This window comes from Pseudomonas sp. BS3767 (genome assembly GCF_900099665.1).
GTDB classification, from domain to species: Bacteria; Pseudomonadota; Gammaproteobacteria; order Pseudomonadales; family Pseudomonadaceae; genus Aquipseudomonas; species Aquipseudomonas cerasi.
On sequence record NZ_FNCX01000001.1, the window covers coordinates 942,248 to 959,245 of the forward strand.

Annotated in this window: 1 protein-coding gene; it reads right to left on the minus strand. The window is 59.0% G+C overall.

The features are described from left to right. Position 1: 1 nt before the first annotated feature. Positions 2–16,993, minus strand: coding sequence for a two-partner secretion domain-containing protein (locus BLR16_RS03655; RefSeq protein ID WP_244618916.1), 16,992 nt, complete (start codon positions 16,991–16,993; stop codon positions 2–4). Positions 16,994–16,998 lie beyond the last annotated feature (5 nt).

Consider the following 16,998-nt stretch of genomic DNA (forward strand, 5'->3'; position numbering starts at 1 on the left):
ATCACTTCCACCCCTTCCACTCACCGCCCTCATATTTCAGACGATTTCCTTGGGTATCATAGTATTGTTGATAACGCGTAATAGTGCCCGGACTAAAATCAGGCGACGGATCGATTACCCGTATTTCTATATCTTTATTGCCAATCTTCTCAGTACCAACAAGTTTATAGTACGGGCTATCACCGTGGGTTCCACCGCCCGGATGAAACTCTACCTCTTTTATTGTCGGGTGTCCTTCAACGTTAAAGACCTGTGCTCTACCTGAAGTGCCAGCCAATGGTGCTTTCGGCGTAACGCTTGCACCATCAAGCGTTAGCGACTGCTTGATATCATCAATCGATTTACCCCACATGCTCGACGGCGATTCAGCAATATTTCGCGGAATCCCTGCTTGGTCGGCCAGATCGTCTCTCAGCCCAACACGCGCAATTGCAGAAGTAGCCGGCACTTCAGCGGCACCTGCGCCTTTTGCACCGATTGAAAGCAATGAACCGGCCTTACCTAGTATAGCCGCTAATCCAAAGCCAGACAGCTCTCCGGCCATGAACTCGCCCCACGCCTTTACGAACTCGGTCGCAGGCTGAACACCCTCAAATCCTTCACCTCGCGCGAGCGCCCTTCCGGCCTCAGCCATCTGCTCAGGTGAGGCTCCCTGGTTTTGCATGTACTCCATTTGGGTAGTCGCCGCTTGCCCATAGGCGGCCAAACCTGGTGGCAGGTGATCACCGAAATTGTACTGGGTAGCATTCTCCGCCACCCATGAAGCTGTTTTCAGGCTCTCACCATCGGCTCCGCTCTGCGTGGATGCGGCGAGTAAACCCACCAACTTCGAGCTCATGCTCAGTAGATTCGGATCGGCTTTCACGAGCTTATTGAGATCTGCCACCAAGGCCTCGTTAGCACCCGCTGCTAAAGCACCGGTTTTGAAGTCACCTCCACTGACTTGGGCCAATAACCCGCCGACCATGGCGTGGACCACGGTCTTCTGCAGACTGCCGTCGGCAGCTGGAACGTAATCCCCAACAGCATGGAAGCTAGCCGCCGCCAAGGTATTGAACAATGTGCTTTGCAGCGCATCACCCAAATCACCGCCTTGGCCCATGATCTTGCTCAGTGCAGTTGACGTGCCGTTCTGTAAGCCTTGGTTTGCCGCGAACTGACCAATCCCTTTCCAGGTACTAAGGTTGGTAGTGACTTTGCCAGTCAAAGGGTCCGTCGTGGTGCCAGTCCAATCATCGAAATAGCCCGCAGTCAGGCCCGCCGTGACGCCAGAAATGGCATATCCTTTGAGGGCATCACTAGAGGTCATATCTTTGACGACGGCACCTAGATTGCCCTTATTGTTAATCGTACTGACTGCAGCACCGCTGGCGGCGGAGGTCACCACGGCAGTCAGCGCGACATTGCCCCACCCAGCAGCAGTTGCCGCTCCGGCGGCGGAAGTGCCAGCTGCGGCCATCGCGGTACCAGAGCCTGCTGTGGCCCCGGCCGCTGAACCCAATGCAGCACTCGCTGCGCCCGCTGTTAAAGCAGTCACGATGATCATAATGGCCAACACAGCGCCCGCGCCCAGACCCGAATGGCTGTATTTAAAGCTTTCGTGTACCTCTTGGACCTTACGCCAGTCGACATCCCCACGAGTCTCCGCGTCCTTCAACCAAGCAAGGCTTGGATCGGCTTGCACCATGCTATCGATGGTCTCGCTTACTGACTTCTGGTCGATCTGCTTGAGATCAATTTTCAAGCCTTCGACAGCCCGGATCGCTACCTCGCCTTTGGCCACCAGCTCGCTCTGGCGCAAGGTTTCGTCGGTGTTGCCCTTACCTTTACTCGAATTCCAGGCAAGGTCACTTTTGCTCTTCTCGTGACTCTCCTGCTTCAGATCCTTCACGCCCTCAAACGTAACCGCACCACCACTTTCAATCGTCAGGTCCTTGCCACTCTCCAGCTTCGCAGCTTGGTACTTCTGATCTCCCCCACTCGACAGCAGCAAATCACCACCCGTGGTAATTTCACTGCCGATGTTTTTCACATCAGTGATTTCGTCACGCTTGGTTTTCTTCGCCCCAAAACTCCCCTTCTTCTTTTTGTCATACAGCGAATAATCACTGTCCTGCGCAGCCAAGATGTCGAGGTTTTCACCGGCAACCAGGTACGCCTCTTTACCCGCAGTAATACGGCTGGAGATCACGGAGAGATTCTGGCCAGCCTGCAAGGCAACGCTGCCTCCCGCGTCAAGATCGGCGGCAACCTGGCTGACGTGGTCTTCCTGGCGGGTCAGTTTTTTGCTTTTGGACAGGGAGTGTTCTTCGTCCGCCGCAGAGCTGATGGTGAGGTTTTCGGTCGCGGCCATGGCGATGTCGCGTTTGGCGTCGATCTGGCTGGCGATGACGGAGATGTCGCGTCCGGCCTGAACGGTCAGGTCGCGTCCGGAACTGGCGGTGGAGCCCAGTTGGGTGATGTCGCTGCTGTTGTGTTTGCTGTCGGAGAACAGGCTGTTGGTGACTTCGGTCGGGGCGATGGTGACATCGCGTCCGGCCTGGATGGTCATGTCACGACCGCTTTCCAGCACGCTGCCTTTGTTGATGACGTCGCGGCCTGCCGAAATGCTCATGTCGTTGGCGGCTTCGATGCGCGCGGCACTGTCGGCGAACTCGTTGTGGCGCTGACCGAGCACACTGTTGTCCATCGAGGTGATGCTGCGTTCGTTGATCACGTCGCCGTTGATCGCGGTCAGTGAAACATCGCGACCTTTGATGATGCCGCCAGCGGTGTTGATCAGATCATTACCCGCGAGCAGATCGAGCCGGTTGCCGGCTTCTATCAGGCCGGTGTTGATCAGGTTGTTGCCTGCGACTGCCGAGAGGTTGTTGGCGGCGTGCAAGGTACCGACGTTGTCGAGGTTCTGGCCGGCGATCAGTGAGACGTCGTTACCCGCAATCAATGCCCCGGTCGGACCAAGGCGATTGTCGGCCTGTGCCAGATACAACACCGGCACCAGCACTTTCTCGCCATTCACTTCATGCTGTTCGAGCCAGACGATGTCGTGGGTCAGCGCTGCGACCTGTTGTGAACTCAGCGATACGCCGACAGCCAGGTTCAGCTGCTGTTTGCTGGCGATGGCGTTGTTCATCAGGTACTTGAACTGGGCCTCGTTGGAGGTTTGCCCGTCGATGAACGCCTGACCGGTGCGAGCCACGACTGCTTGCTGAACGAGGCGTTGTTCATACAAGCCGTCGCCCAAGCGCTTGGCGCTGACTTCCGGGTCGTAGCCCAGACCGGCCAACAGGTAGTCCGAGCTCATGAACTGCTTGAGTTCGGTGAGGACCGGGTTGGTTTCGATCAGGTATTTTTGCGGTTTGGAAACAAACGAACTGCTGGGCAGGCCCTGCACTCGGGTAACGGTTTGTGCTGCGGCAGACACGAGCGGCGTGATTGCACTGGCTTGCGCCACTATGGCGGGCTGAGTACTGGAGACGCTCACGGGGCTATTCTGCGTAACCACCGTGCTCGGAACAACGGCAGTGACAGGGCTGCCCTGAGCAGCAACAGGGTCGCGAACAGCGGCAATAACCGGACCACCTTGAGTATTTACGACAACCTGGGTAACGGCGGCAGTCGCGCCTGACTGGGCACCTGTTGGAGCCTGATTGACCGCACTGAGCGGGTTACCCTGAGTCCCATTTACAACCTGACCGGCCTTGTTGACCTGAGCGCCTTGCACCATTCCGGCATTCTGAGCAGCCGAGCTGCCGGAAGAAACGGCAGTGATGAGCGGAATGCCAGATGTAGAGCCAGCGTTCTGAACAGGCAGAAAAGCGCCGCTACCCTGATTGCCAGTTGCAATGCCTGTAACGCTGTCGACACTGGTGACACCTACGGAATCAGAGGTATGACCGGGTAGTACAAATCCGCCTATGGGCGCGGCACCTGGTGCGCTGGCGTCAAAGGAGGATGCGTTGGCGCTCACACCAGCACCTTGTCGTATCACCGAAGCAAGCTGGCGGGTGGCATTGGATATCTGGCCTACCGAGCCGATCTGGATGGTGCTTGCCTGCGCATCGGAAACAGTATACTCGCGTTGCGCGACGGATACGGCCGCGCCGCCCATGGTCCAGCTTTGTGGCAGGCCGACGGGTTGGGCGACAGCGGCTGCGGTGCCGGTCTGGCCGCTCAGACGGAACAGTCCGTTCTGGCCGGTGGGCAGGCTGAAGCCTGGCAGGCTTAACGGGTTGACTTGTTGTTGGGCCAGGTCTGGGGGGAGCTGGGCATTGATCCTGATAACTGTGGCACCAGTGCCGGAGGTACGCGTGTCCTGAACCTTGCTGGTGCCTGCGCTGCCTGCATAGTCCTGGTGGATGACACTATTTTGCAGGTCCTGTTTGGCAGTGATGGAAACGTTTCCGCCCGCTTGAATGACTGCACTGCGTCCGCCGTTACCGCTGCCGTCTTTGGCGACTTCGACGTCGCTGACCAGCGTCAGTCCGCTCAAGGCTGAGGGTAATTGCATGAGGTTCTTCGGATCGTATTGTGAGGCAGGAGTTACGCCCCACGCATAGCCAGCAAGGGTTAGTGGATAGCGATAGCTTCCTACGATCTCGCCGCTCTCAAGATCTTTTACACCGATGTATTTATAGTCCGTGCGCTCACCTTTGCCGGCCCTTTCTGTGTAAATAGCGGAGTACGGAACACCGAGCTTCAAATCTCCATTTGCGTTGACGTAATAAACGTTCGGAAAATCAGGGTTGTTCCGCTGGTTGTATTCGTCAACCGTCGGCAAAAATCGTTTAACAGTACCGTCCGTAGCACCACCTTGGTAATACGTACGAGTACGTTCAACTATCCCGCTCATCGCACCAATATTATTGACATTGTCCGCCTGGATCGAAATGTTGCCCCGAGCGCTCACGGTACTTTTGCTGTTTAGGAAACTGCTGCCGGTAAAAGTGAAATCGCTGCCAGCGGTCAACAATGCAGACGCACTGGTATCGCTATCCTGCCCAGCGTCGAATTTCTCCCGAGCAACGTAATTGACTGAATAGTGGTCACCGCTGCAGTCTAGACACTGCACGGCTATAAAACCTGAGACTAGTGTCCGGCCTACTGCAAAGTTCTTTATACCCTCCGAACCTACCGTTCGATTTTCAAACGAAGTTGCGCTAATTATGAATTTACTACCGCTCTCCATGGAACCTGAAATGTTCGAGACTTGGTCCGCGCGCGTAGTGCCATAGCCGCCAATGGTGAGATTACTGAAACTGTAGAAATCCCCCATCATATTGGTCAGGGCCGCGGTATTTACCTGCATATCAGCACCACTGAAGATCAGCCCTTGGCTGTTGGTCAACGCAGCAGTGCTCAAGGTCAGGTTTTGAGCTGCGCCCAAAGTGCCATAATTTGCGAGACTGCCTGTATTGATGATCAGATCAGCGCTTGACGTCAGACGACCATAGTTCGTCAATTGGCCGCCCACATTGACACCCGTTGTACTGCCGCCGGCAATCGACGCTGCAGTGCTAAGGTTTAACTGTGCGGCTCCGACAGTCATTGCGCCTAGACTGCTAACCCGGCCATTGCCGGAGTAGGTACCGCCGATATTCAGGCTCAAACCACCATCACTCGCAATCAACCCATCATTCGTCCAGTTACCGCCACTCCCACTAAACGAATTCGACGCCAGCAATTGCCCGCCCGCAGTCTGATTCAAGGTGCCGACATTCACCGTCAGACGCCCGGCCTGAATAACGTTGCTGTTGGTCCAGCTATCGGCACTCAGTGTCAAACCACCACGGGTAACGACGCTGCCGCCAGCATTGGTGACGTTGGCCGTAGAAATATCAAACGTGCCATTACCCGTATGCAGCAGCGAACCGCCACCATTGAGGAAGTTGCCAGCGTTGAGAGTCAGGTCGCTGTTGGCGCTTTCCAGGGTGCCGTTGCGGTTGTCGAACAGGTTGCCGATCTGGAAGTTTGTGGCGCCGCCACCGCCCAGCGCACGCAGTTGTCCGGTCTGGTTGTCCAGACTGGCAGCGGTCACGGCCAGAGTGCTGTCACTTTCGATGATGCCGAAGCGGTTGTTCAGTGCGCCGCTCAGGTTCAGCTCGACCTGGCCGCCAGCGATCTGGCCGTCGTTGTCGCCGCTGTTGTCGAAGTTGCCACCGTTGACCCGCACCAGGCCTTTGGCGTACAGGCCGCCGTTGCGGTTGTCGAAGCCGGGGGTAGTGATCAGCGCTTCGCCGCTGCGTGCGGAGACTCGCCCGCCGTAGTTGTCGAAGCCGCCCAGCGCGGTCAGGTTGAGGCGTTGCGCCTGGATGACACCGCCATGGCGATTGGCGTCATAGCCATTTTTCAGCACGCCGCTCACGTTCGCGGTGAACAGACCTTGCAGGCTGGACAGCACTCCGCCCTGACTGTAGAGGTTGGCACCGGTCAGGTTCAGGTCGCCGCCCTGGGCGATGATCCGGCCGTTCTGGTTGTCGACGGTATCAGCGACATCGACAACCAGTGCGCCGACGCTCTGGACCGCGCCACGAACGTTGGAGAGGCTCGCTGCATTCAAATGCGCATCGGCGTTCTGGCTATAGATCAAGCCATCAGCATCGTTGAGGACACTGCCACCCGCGACGACTGTCAGTGTGTTGTTGGCAGCAACGGTGCCGCGGTTGCGGTTATCCAGTTGCCCGGATGTGTTGAGGGTCATCAGGCTCTGGCTGATCAGTTGCCCGGCCTGGTTGTTGATCGCCGCGCTGCGCCGCAACAGCAGGTTACCGCCGCTGGCCAGCTTGCCGCTGGTGTTGGTCAGGCTGCCCAGCAGGTCGAGTGTCATATCGGCCTTGCTGCTCAGGTTACCGGCGCTGTTGTCGAGGCTGCTGCCTTCGAAGCTGAAACCCTGTTGGGCCGCCAGGTTACCGGCCGCGTTGTTCAGGGCATTGGCTTTGATGGTCAGCCCTGCACCACTGTCAATCAGGCCGTTCTGGCTGTTGTTCAGCAGGCCCGCGACGGTCAGGGTCTGGCCGGTTCCGCTGGAGAGGATGCCGCCGCTGTTGTCGAGACTGTCAGCGGTAACGCTCAGTGTGTTCTGGCTGACCAACGCACCGTTGCCGCCGTTGAGCAATTCACCGGTCAGGGTTGTAACAAGGTTGCCGTTGCGGCTGGACAAGGTGCCGTTGGTACGGTTATCGAGGCGGTTGCCAGAGACGTTCAGGCCCTGCCAGCCGGATATCAGACCGTTCTGGTTGAGCAGGTTGGTCGCGTTGACTGTCAGCACGTTGCTGCTGATCAGTTTGCCGCTGCTGTTATCGAGGGTGCGGCCATCGAACCTGAAACTCTGTGCGCTGGAGACCTCGCCAGACTGGTTATTCAGGTCGCGAATGCGGTTAAGGGCCAGTGAACCGTCTGCCGTGATCAAACCGCCGAAGTTGTTGAGGTCGTTGCCTTGCATGTCGATGGACAACCCGGCGTCGCCCATCACGCGTCCGCCATTGAGCGACAGTGCATTGAGGACCAGGGTCATGTCGCGAGTAGCCGACACTTCGCCGCCGTTGCCGGCATCCAGGCTGCCCGCCGTCAGGTTCAGGGTGCCGGTGCTGTTGATCAGGCCTTTGGCGGTGTTGTTGATCGATGTGGCGTTGAGGATCAGGCTGGTGCCGCCCAGCACCTGGCCGTTCTGGTTATCGAAGCTGGCGGTGCCCACCTTGAGCGCCTGAGCAGCGTTGATCAGGCCTTTGTCACGGTTGGTGAGCAGGCCGGTAACAGTCAGGTCCAGGTTGTTGCGGCTGGTCAGCGTGCCGCCCGTGTTATCGAGGGTATTGGCGGTGGTGTCGACACCGGCTGCGGCGATCATGCCTTTGACGTTGGTCAGCGCACGGGCGATGCGCAGGGTCAGCAATTGGTTGCTGAGCAGTTTGCCGCCGCTGTTATCGAGTTGTTGAGCGTTGACGGTGAACGCCTGAGCGCTGGATATTTCGCCGTTCTGGTTTAGAACCTCGTTGACGTTTTTCAGCAGCAGTGCGCCCGGCGCGTTGATCAAACCGCCCTGGTTGTCCAGCTGGCCGTTGTTCAGGTCCAGGCTCAGGGACGTATTGCTGAACAGCTTGCCACCCTGCTGACTCAGGCGGCTGACACTCGCGGTCAGTGCCTGGCTGCTGCCGATGCTGCCGCCATCGCTGTTGGTCAGTTGCGCGGTCGTCAGGTCCAGGCGATTGCTACTGCTGACGCGACCGTTATGGCTGTTGTCAAAATCCCCGGTCTTCAGGGTCAGCAGGCCTTTGCCGCTGATGTTGCCTTTCTGGCTGTTATCAAGACTGGCACTTTTCAGGTCCAGTGCGCCGTCGGTCAAAAGCTTGCCGCCCTGGTTGCTGATTGCCCCGGTGCTGTCGAGGGTCAGTTTTCCAGCGCTGGAAATGCTGCCTGCGGTATTGGTCAGACTGCTGGTCTTTACCGTCAGGACATCTTCGTTGCTGATCAGGCCTTGAGTGTTATCGAATGCTGCAGACAGGTCGATACCCAAGGCTTTGAGGGCACTGAGCGCACCACCGGTGTTGTCCAGGGTGCTACCGACCAGCGTCAAGCCGCCTTGGCTGGAGAGCAGACCGTTGGTTCGGTTGGTGATCTGCGCAACGTTCAGATTCAAGGCTTTCTGCGCCAACACCTGACCGCTGTCGCTGTTGTTCAGTTGCTGGCCGGTCAGGGTTATCTCATCCTGACTGGACAGTTCACCGCCACGGTTATCGATGCTGGTGACATTGATACCGAGGGCTTGGGTTGCGCCGATGAAACCGTTCTGACGGTTGTCCAGCGCGTCGCCACGCAAGGTCAATGTGCCTTGGGCAAGCATCTGGCCGTTCTGTTGTTGAAGATTGGCAATCCGCGCGTCGAGGTTTTGCTTGCTCGCCAGTTGCCCGAACTGGTTATCGGCTGTTGCGGCGGTCAAACTCACATCGCCGTCACCAATGAGCGTGCCCTTGACGTTGGTCAGGGCGGTATTGACCATCAGGTCCAGAGCTGCGCGGCTGCTGATCAAGCCTTCGGTGTTGTCCAGGCTGTCGCTGCGAGTGTTCAACGCGGCGGCGGAAATCGTACCTTTGATGTTGCTCAGGGCCTTGTTCACGATCAGCGTCAGGGCCTGACTGCTGAGCAGTTTGCCGCCACTGTTATCGAGACTGTTGGCGTTCAGGGTAAAGTCCTTTGCGCTGGAGATTTCGCCGTTCTGGTTGGCCACGCCGTTGAGATTCTTCAGCAGCAACACGCCGGGGGCGTTGATCAAACCGCCCTGATTATTCAACTGGCCGTTGTTCAGGTCGAGGCTCAGCGAGGTGTTGCTGAACAGCTCACCACCCTGCTGATCGAGGCTGGTGACGCTGGCAGTCAATGCCAGCGCACTGGCAATACGTCCGGCGCTCTGGTTAATGACCTTGCCTGCAGTCAACTGCAGGGTATCGCTGCTGGTCAGGCGACCGCCCTGGCTGTTGTCGAAGGTGCCGGTGGTGACCTGCGTGGCACCCTTGCCAGCCAGTTTGCCCGCCTGACTGTTGTTCAGGCTGGCGCTGGTCAGTGTCAGCGTGGCGTCGGTAGTAACGGAGCCCGCCTGGTTCTCCAGAGCGCCGGTGGTGGTGACGCTCAAGGCATCGGCACTGGACAGGCTGCCTGCTGCGTTTTGCAGCGAGGCGGCATTGATCGTCAACGCCGCTTCACTGCTGAGCAGACCAGCGCTGTTGTCCAGCGCACCGGACACATCAATGTTCATGTCCTTCTGGCTGGCCAGCGTACCGCTTGCGTTATCCAGCCGCGCACCGTCGAGACGCAGGGTGTTACCGAACAATAGGCCTTTGTTGAGGTTGATCACACGCGCCACTTTCAGCCCCAGCGCCGTACCGGCGAGGACCTTGCCGCCGTCACTGTTGTCGAGCGTCTGACCAATGATGTCCACACCGATCTGGCTGGACAGTTCACCGGCCTTGTTGTCGATGTCGGCAACATCGATTTTCAGCGCTTTTGTAGAGCCCACCAGGCCGCCCGACCGGTTGTCGAGGGCTTTGCCGGTCAGGGTCAGATTGCCCTGCGCAACCAGCTCGCCGCCCTGCTGGGTCAGACTGCCGATATTGGCGACCATGTCTGCCTGGCTGGCGATACGACCGTTGCCGTTGACAACGCTGTCGACCTGCAACTCCATCAGGCCAGCGGCGTTGAGCAGACCGTTCTGGTTGTCCAGACGCGTGCCGACCAGTTCAAGACCGGCATTGCTGTTGATCAGGCCTTTTTGCGTGGTGCTCAGGCCGGTCTGACTATTGTCGAGGGCATCGACGAACAGCTGCAGGCCTTTCTCGGCACGAATCGCACCGCCACGGTTATCGACGCTGTCGCTATGCACGATCAGCAGGTTCTGCGCGGCAATACGGCCGCCACGGTTATCCAGCGTCTTGCTCGACAGGTCCATCAAGCCTTTGGCTTGCAGGCTGCCACCCGCGCGATTGTCCAGTGCGCCGGTCAGTTTCAGAGTCAGTTGGCCATCTGTGACCAGTGCACCGGACTGGCGGTTGTCCAGACTCGCAGCACCGATGTCGATACCCTGCCCTGCGCCAAGCGTTCCGGCCTGATTGTCGATGGTTTCAGTGATCACCAGTTTCAGGAACCGGTCAGCCATCACCTGGCCAGCGGCGTTATCGAGGCTCAGCGCATTCAGGGTCGTGTTACCGGCGCTGGTCAGCTCGCCGCTGCGGCTCGACAGCTGGCCAGTGACGTTTACCAACAGGTCGGCATCGCTGCTCAGGCTGCCGCTGTTGTTATTCAGCTCATTGGCCGCCAGATCGATACCGTTGCCAGACACCAGACCGCGCAGGTTGGTCAGCAACTGGTCGACACGCACGATCAGCGCTTTGTCGCTGAGCACCGAGCCAGCGGTGTTGTCCAGCGACGTCGCGGCCAGGGTGAAGCCGTTGGCGCTGGAAATTTCACCGCTGCGGTTGCTGACTGCATTGAGATTTTTCAGCAGCAACTGGCCCGGTGCGGTAATCAGACCGCCGTCGTTGTTCAGCATGCCTTTGCTTAAATCGAGGCTGATATCGCTGTTGCTGTACAGACGGCCATCGTTGGTCTGGTTCAGGCCGGTGATCACGGCAGTCAGGGCCATGGCGCTGGCGATACGACCGGCGTCACTGTTATTGACCAACCCGGCATCGAGCCGAAGGGTTCCGGTACTGGTCAGGCGGCCGCCTTGCTGGTTGTCAAAAGCACCGGTGACGAGCTTCACGCCCTTGCCGGCGATACGACCGTTCTGGCTGTTGTCCAGGCTGGCGCTGGTCAGCGTCAGGGTTGCATCACTTAGAATCTGCCCGCCACGGTTCACCACGGCACCATCGACCGTCAGGGACGAGTTGCCGGAGCTGGTGATACTACCGGTAGTATTGCCCAGAGAAGTGGCGCTCAACACCAGCGTGCCATCGCTGCGCAATGTCCCTTGATCGTTGCTGAGGACGCCCGTGTCTTTCAGACCCAGACTGTTTTTGGCGTAGACGCTGCCACCGCCCGTGTTGATCAGTTGCCCGACGTTCAACTGCACACTCTGCTGGCCGGAAACGGCACCTGCGCTCTGGTTGTTCAGGCTGTCGGCGTTGAGCAGCAACGCACCATTGGCCAGTAAACGGCCCTTGCCACTGTTATCGAACTGGCCAACGGTTGCGGTCAGCTCTCCAAGGCTGGAGAGCTCCGCGTTGCGGTTGTCCAGCGTCGCGGCACTCAGCTCGACACCGGTGGCGGAAATCAGGCCACGCAGGTTGGTCAGCAACTGGGCGACACGCACGATCAAGGCTTTGTCGCTGATCACCGAACCTTTGGTGTTATCCAGCGTGGTCGCGGCCAGCGTGAAGCCATTGGCACTGGAGATTTCACCGCTCTGGTTGTTGACCACGCTCAGGTTTTTCAGCAGTAACTGGCCCGGCGCGTTGATCAGGCCGCCTTGGTTAGTCAGCAGGCCGTTGCTCAGGTCCAGGCTGACATCACCGTTGCCGTACAACCGGCCATCGTTGGTCTGGTTCAGGCCGGTGACCACTGCGGTCAGGGCCATGGCGCTGGCAATACGACCGGCGTCACTGTTGTTGACCAGCCCGGCATTCAGCTGGAGTGCGCCGGTACTGGTCAGGCGGCCGTCCTGATGGTTGTCGAAAGCGCCAGTGGTAAGCACCACGCCATTGCCCGCAATGCGACCACTCTGGCTGTTATCCAGGCTGCCGCTGGAAAGCGTCAGACCTGCATCACTGATGATCTGCCCGCCCTGGTTGACGACGGCAGCATCGACTTTCAATGTGGCAGCACCGGCGCTGGTGACTCGACCGCCGGTGTTGGCCAGAGAAGCTGCTTTCAGGTCCAGCGTGCCGTCACTGCGCAGTACGCCCTGATCGTTATTCGATGCACCGGTGAGCGTCAGACCGAGCGTGTTTTTTGCATAAACGCTGCCGCCGGAGTTGGTCAGTTGCCCCAGATTCAACTGGACGCCCTGCTGTCCGGAAACCACGCCGTTCTGGTTATTCAGGTTATCGGCTGTCAGCAGCATTGTGCCGTTGGCCAGCAGGCGCCCTTTCGCGCTGTTGTCGAACTGGCCGATGTTGGCAGTCAGGGTGCTCAGACTAGAAATTTCCGCGCTGCGGTTGTCCAGCGTTGCAGCACTCAGATTGAGGCCATTGGCGGAAATCTTGCCGCGCAGGTTGGTCAGCAACTGATCGACACGCACGATCAGCGCTTTGTCGCTGAGCAGCGAACCCTCGGTGTTGTCCAACGAAGTGGCCGCCAGCGTGAAACCGTTGGCACTGGAGATTTCACCGCCTTGGTTGTTGACCACGTTCAGGTTTTTCAGCAGCAACTGGCCAGGCGCATTGATCAGGCCACCTTGGTTGGTCAACAGGCCATTGCTCAGGTCCAGGCTGACATCGCTGTTGCTGTACAGCCGGCCGTCGTTGGTCTGATCAAGGCCGGTGACCACGGCAGTCAGGGCCATGGCGCTGGCGATGCGCCCGGCGTCGCTGTTGTTGACCAGCCCGGCATTCAACTGAAGTGCACCGGTACTGGTCAGGCGGCCGTCCTGATGGTTGTCGAAGGCTCCGGTACTGAGAACCAGACCTTTACCGGCAATGCGCCCGCTCTGGCTGTTATCGAGGCTGGCGCTGGTGAGTGTCAGTTGCGCGTCGCTGAGTATCTGCCCGCCCCGGTTGACAACGCCGTCATTGATAATGATCGACGCAACACCGGCGCTGCTGACGCTGCCCGCGCTGTTGGCCAGCGAGGCTGCACTCCCGGTCAGTGAACCGTCGCTGCGCAGCACACCCTGATCATTCTTCAGTGCCCCGCTGACGGTCAGGCCAAGACTGCTTTTGGCAAAAACGCTGCCCCCACCGGTATTGTTCAGTTGGCCCAGGTTCAGTTGCACGCCCTGCTGCCCGGAAACGATCCCGTTCAGGTTATTCAAGCCGCCCGCGGTCAATAGCAGCGCGCCATTGGCCAGCAGGCGACCTTTTTCGCGATTATCGAACTGGCCTATGGTTGCCGTCAGGCTGCCCAGACTGGACAGTTCGGCGTTGCGGTTATCCAACGCTGCGGCGCTCAGGGTGACGCCGTTGGCGGAGATCTGCCCGCGCAGGTTGGTCAGCAGCTGAGCGATACGCACGATCAACGCTTTGTCGCTGACCAGCGAGCCGTCAGTGTTGTCCAACGAAGTCGCTGCCAGCGTGAAATCGTTGGCGCTGGAGATCTTGCCGCTCTGGTTATTGACGACGTTCAGATTTCTCAGCAGCAGTTGACCAGGAGCGGTTATTTGCCCGCTCTGGTTGTTCAGCAGGCCATTGCTCATGTCCAGGCGGACATCGCTGTTGCTGTACAAGCGCCCGTCATTGGTCTGATTGAGGCCCGTAACCACGGCAGTCAGAGCCATGGCGCTGGCAATACGACCGGCATCACTGTTGTCGACCAGCCCGGCATTGAGCTGGAGTGCGCCGGTACTGGTCAGGCGGCCGTCCTGATGGTTGTCGAAGACTCCAGTACCGAGCACCAGACCTTTACCGGAAATACGACCGCTCCGGCTGTTATCGAGGCTGCCACTGGTGAGTGTCAGTTGTGCATCGCTGACTATCTGCCCACCCTGATTGACCACCGCACCGTTGAAATTGAGCGCACCTGTGCCGGCACTGCTCACACTGCCGTTGGTGTTGGCCAGACCGGCTGCTTTGAGGTCCATTGCGCCATCACTGCGCAATACGCCCTGATCGTTTTGCAACACACCGCCCAGCGTCAGGTTCAGCGCATCCTTAGCGTAAACGCTGCCCCCAGCGGTATTGTTCAATTGCCCCAGGTTCAGTTGCACGCCCTGCTGACCGGAAACGATCCCGTTCAGGTTGTTCAAGCCGTCCGCAGTCAACAGCAGCGCGCCACTGGCCAGCAGGCGGCCTTTTTCACGGTTATCGAACTGGCCAACGTTGGCCGTCAGACTGCCAAGGCTGGATATTTCGCCATTGCGGCTGTTCAGTGAGCCCGCTGTCAGATCAAGACCGGTCGCAGAGACCAGACCGCGAAGGTTGGTCAGCAACTGATTGATGCGCAAAACGAGCGCTTTATCGCTGAGTATCGAACCGTCGGTGTTGTCCAGAGAAGTGGCTGCCAGCGTGAAGCTGTTGGCGCTGGAAATCTTGCCGCTCTGATTATTGACCGCCGTGAGGTTTTTCAGCAGCAACTGACCAGGCGCAGTGATCTGGCCACCCTGGTTGGTCAACAGGCCATTGCTCAGGTCCAGGCTGACATCGCTGTTGCTGTACAGCCGGCCGTCGTTGGTCTGATCAAGGCCGGTAACCACGGCAGTCAGCGCCATGGCGCTGGCGATGCGACCGGCGTCGCTGTTGTTGACCAGCCCGGCGTTCAGTTGAAACGCGCCGGTACTGGTGACGCGGCCGTCCTGATGGTTGTCAAAAGCGCCAGTGGTGAGCACCACGCCATTGCCGGCAATGCGACCACTCTGACTGTTATCCAAACTGCCGCTGGAAAGCGTCAGGCCCGCATCGCTCAGAATCTGTCCGCCACGGTTGGCGACTGCGCCCGTTGTGCTGACGGTAGCCGTGCCGGCACTGGTCACGCTGCCGCTATTGTTACTCAAAGAGGCCGTGCGCACGGCCAGCGTGCCGTCGCTGCGCAGCACGCCCTGATCGTTGCCCAAAGCGCCGTTGACGGCCACATTCAGGTTGCTTTTGCCGTAGACACTGCCGTTGCCGGTGTTGGTCAGTTGCCCCAGATTCAGCTGTACGCCTTGCTGTCCGGCGACCGAGCCGTTCTGGTTGTTCAGGTGGTCATAGGTCAGCTGCAGCGCGCCGTTGGCCAGCAGACGGCCTTTTTCGCGGTTGTCGAACTGGCTGACGGTCGAGGTCAGACTGCCGAGACTGGAGATTTCCGCGCTGCGGTTGTCTACGCTTGCCGCGTTGAGCAGCAGATCGCCATTGGCGCTGATAAGCCCCAACTGGTTGAGCAACGGCCCGGAAATACGGGCGGACAAAGCGCTGCTGCTGAACAGCTTGCCTTGCTGGCTGTTGTCCAGCGAACTCGCAGTGATCGTCATAGTACCATTGCTGCTGATCAGCCCGCTCTGGCTGTTGAGTACCTGAGAAGCGTTGATGTCGACAGTGCCGCCCTGGCTCAAAATTCGGCCTGACTGACGATTGTCGATGGCAGTAGCTACGATGCGTGTGCTCGACTGACCGTTCAGTGTGGCCCCCTGATTGTTCAGGGTCTGGCTGATGCTGGCTTGCAGGGCGCGGCTGGCGGTGATGCTGCCGCTGTTGTTCAGCCCGTTGGCAGACAGCGTCACATCGCCCGATGTGTTGCGGCTGTTGTCTGCATTGACTCCCGCCTCGATCACCGCGGTGTTATTGATCTGACCGCCTGCGGAAAGTGTCAGTGCATCGCGTGCGGCGACGTTCTGCCGGGTGATGAGATCACCTGCCGTGGTCATGCCCAGTGACGACCCAGCATAAACCGGCCCGTTGACCTCGGCACTGTTGGCCTTGACCGCCACAGCACCGCTGGCAGCGGTCTGCATCATGCTCAAGTGGCCGTTGGCATCAAGCTGGATATCTCCGCCACTGGCCGCCAGATCGCCAGCCAGCCTGACGCCGACACCCGCCTCGGTGCCCACCAGACGGATAGCACCGGCATACATGCCGCCCAGCGCCGAGCTGTCGACGGCCAGTTCCGGTTTGGCGCTGCCGTCGTCAGGCAAGGCGGTGGGGTTCAGCGTCTGTGCGTCGACATCGTTGCGACCGGCAATGATGTTGAGGCGCTTGGCGTGTATCTCGGCATTGATCTTCGCGCTACGGGTGATGATGTCGAACTGGTCGACGTTGTCTGCGTTCAGCCCCACACCGTCGATGGATATGCTGCCGCCCTGCACATTGAAACGCTGCAACTGCCCGTTGGCATCCAGCACCGGTTTGCCGGTGGTCAGCGTGACCTGCGGGGTATTGATGAAACCGCAGCCGTTGCAACTGATGCCGTAGGGGTTGGCGACGATGACACGTGCCGCCTGCCCGGCCACTTCCGTATAGCCTCTAAGCTGACTGGCGTTGGCGCCCACCACTTCGTTGAGAATGGTGGTGGCCGCCGTGCCGCGCAGGTTGGAGTTGCCGACGATGATGCCGCCCAGTTGAGTGCTCTGGGTCTGGTTGGTGGAGTTGTTGAGGATGACGCCCTGGCTGTCGACGTTGAACTGCTGATACTGGTTGTGTGACAGGCCGCTGGCATTGGGCGCGGCAATATTGACGATAGGCACGCCATTGCCGGCCTGATTCAGGCTGGTATTCGTGCCGCTGACCACGATGCCTTCGGCTTGAACCAGCAGCGGCTGCCAGAACATCGCATTGGCGAGAATCAGCGCGAGGCCGCGCTTGGGCATTCCCCAGAAAGACCGGCGCTCGACCAGCACAGCAGAAGGCTGACGAGCAAGCAGAGCCAGTTGGTGAACGTCCATGTAAA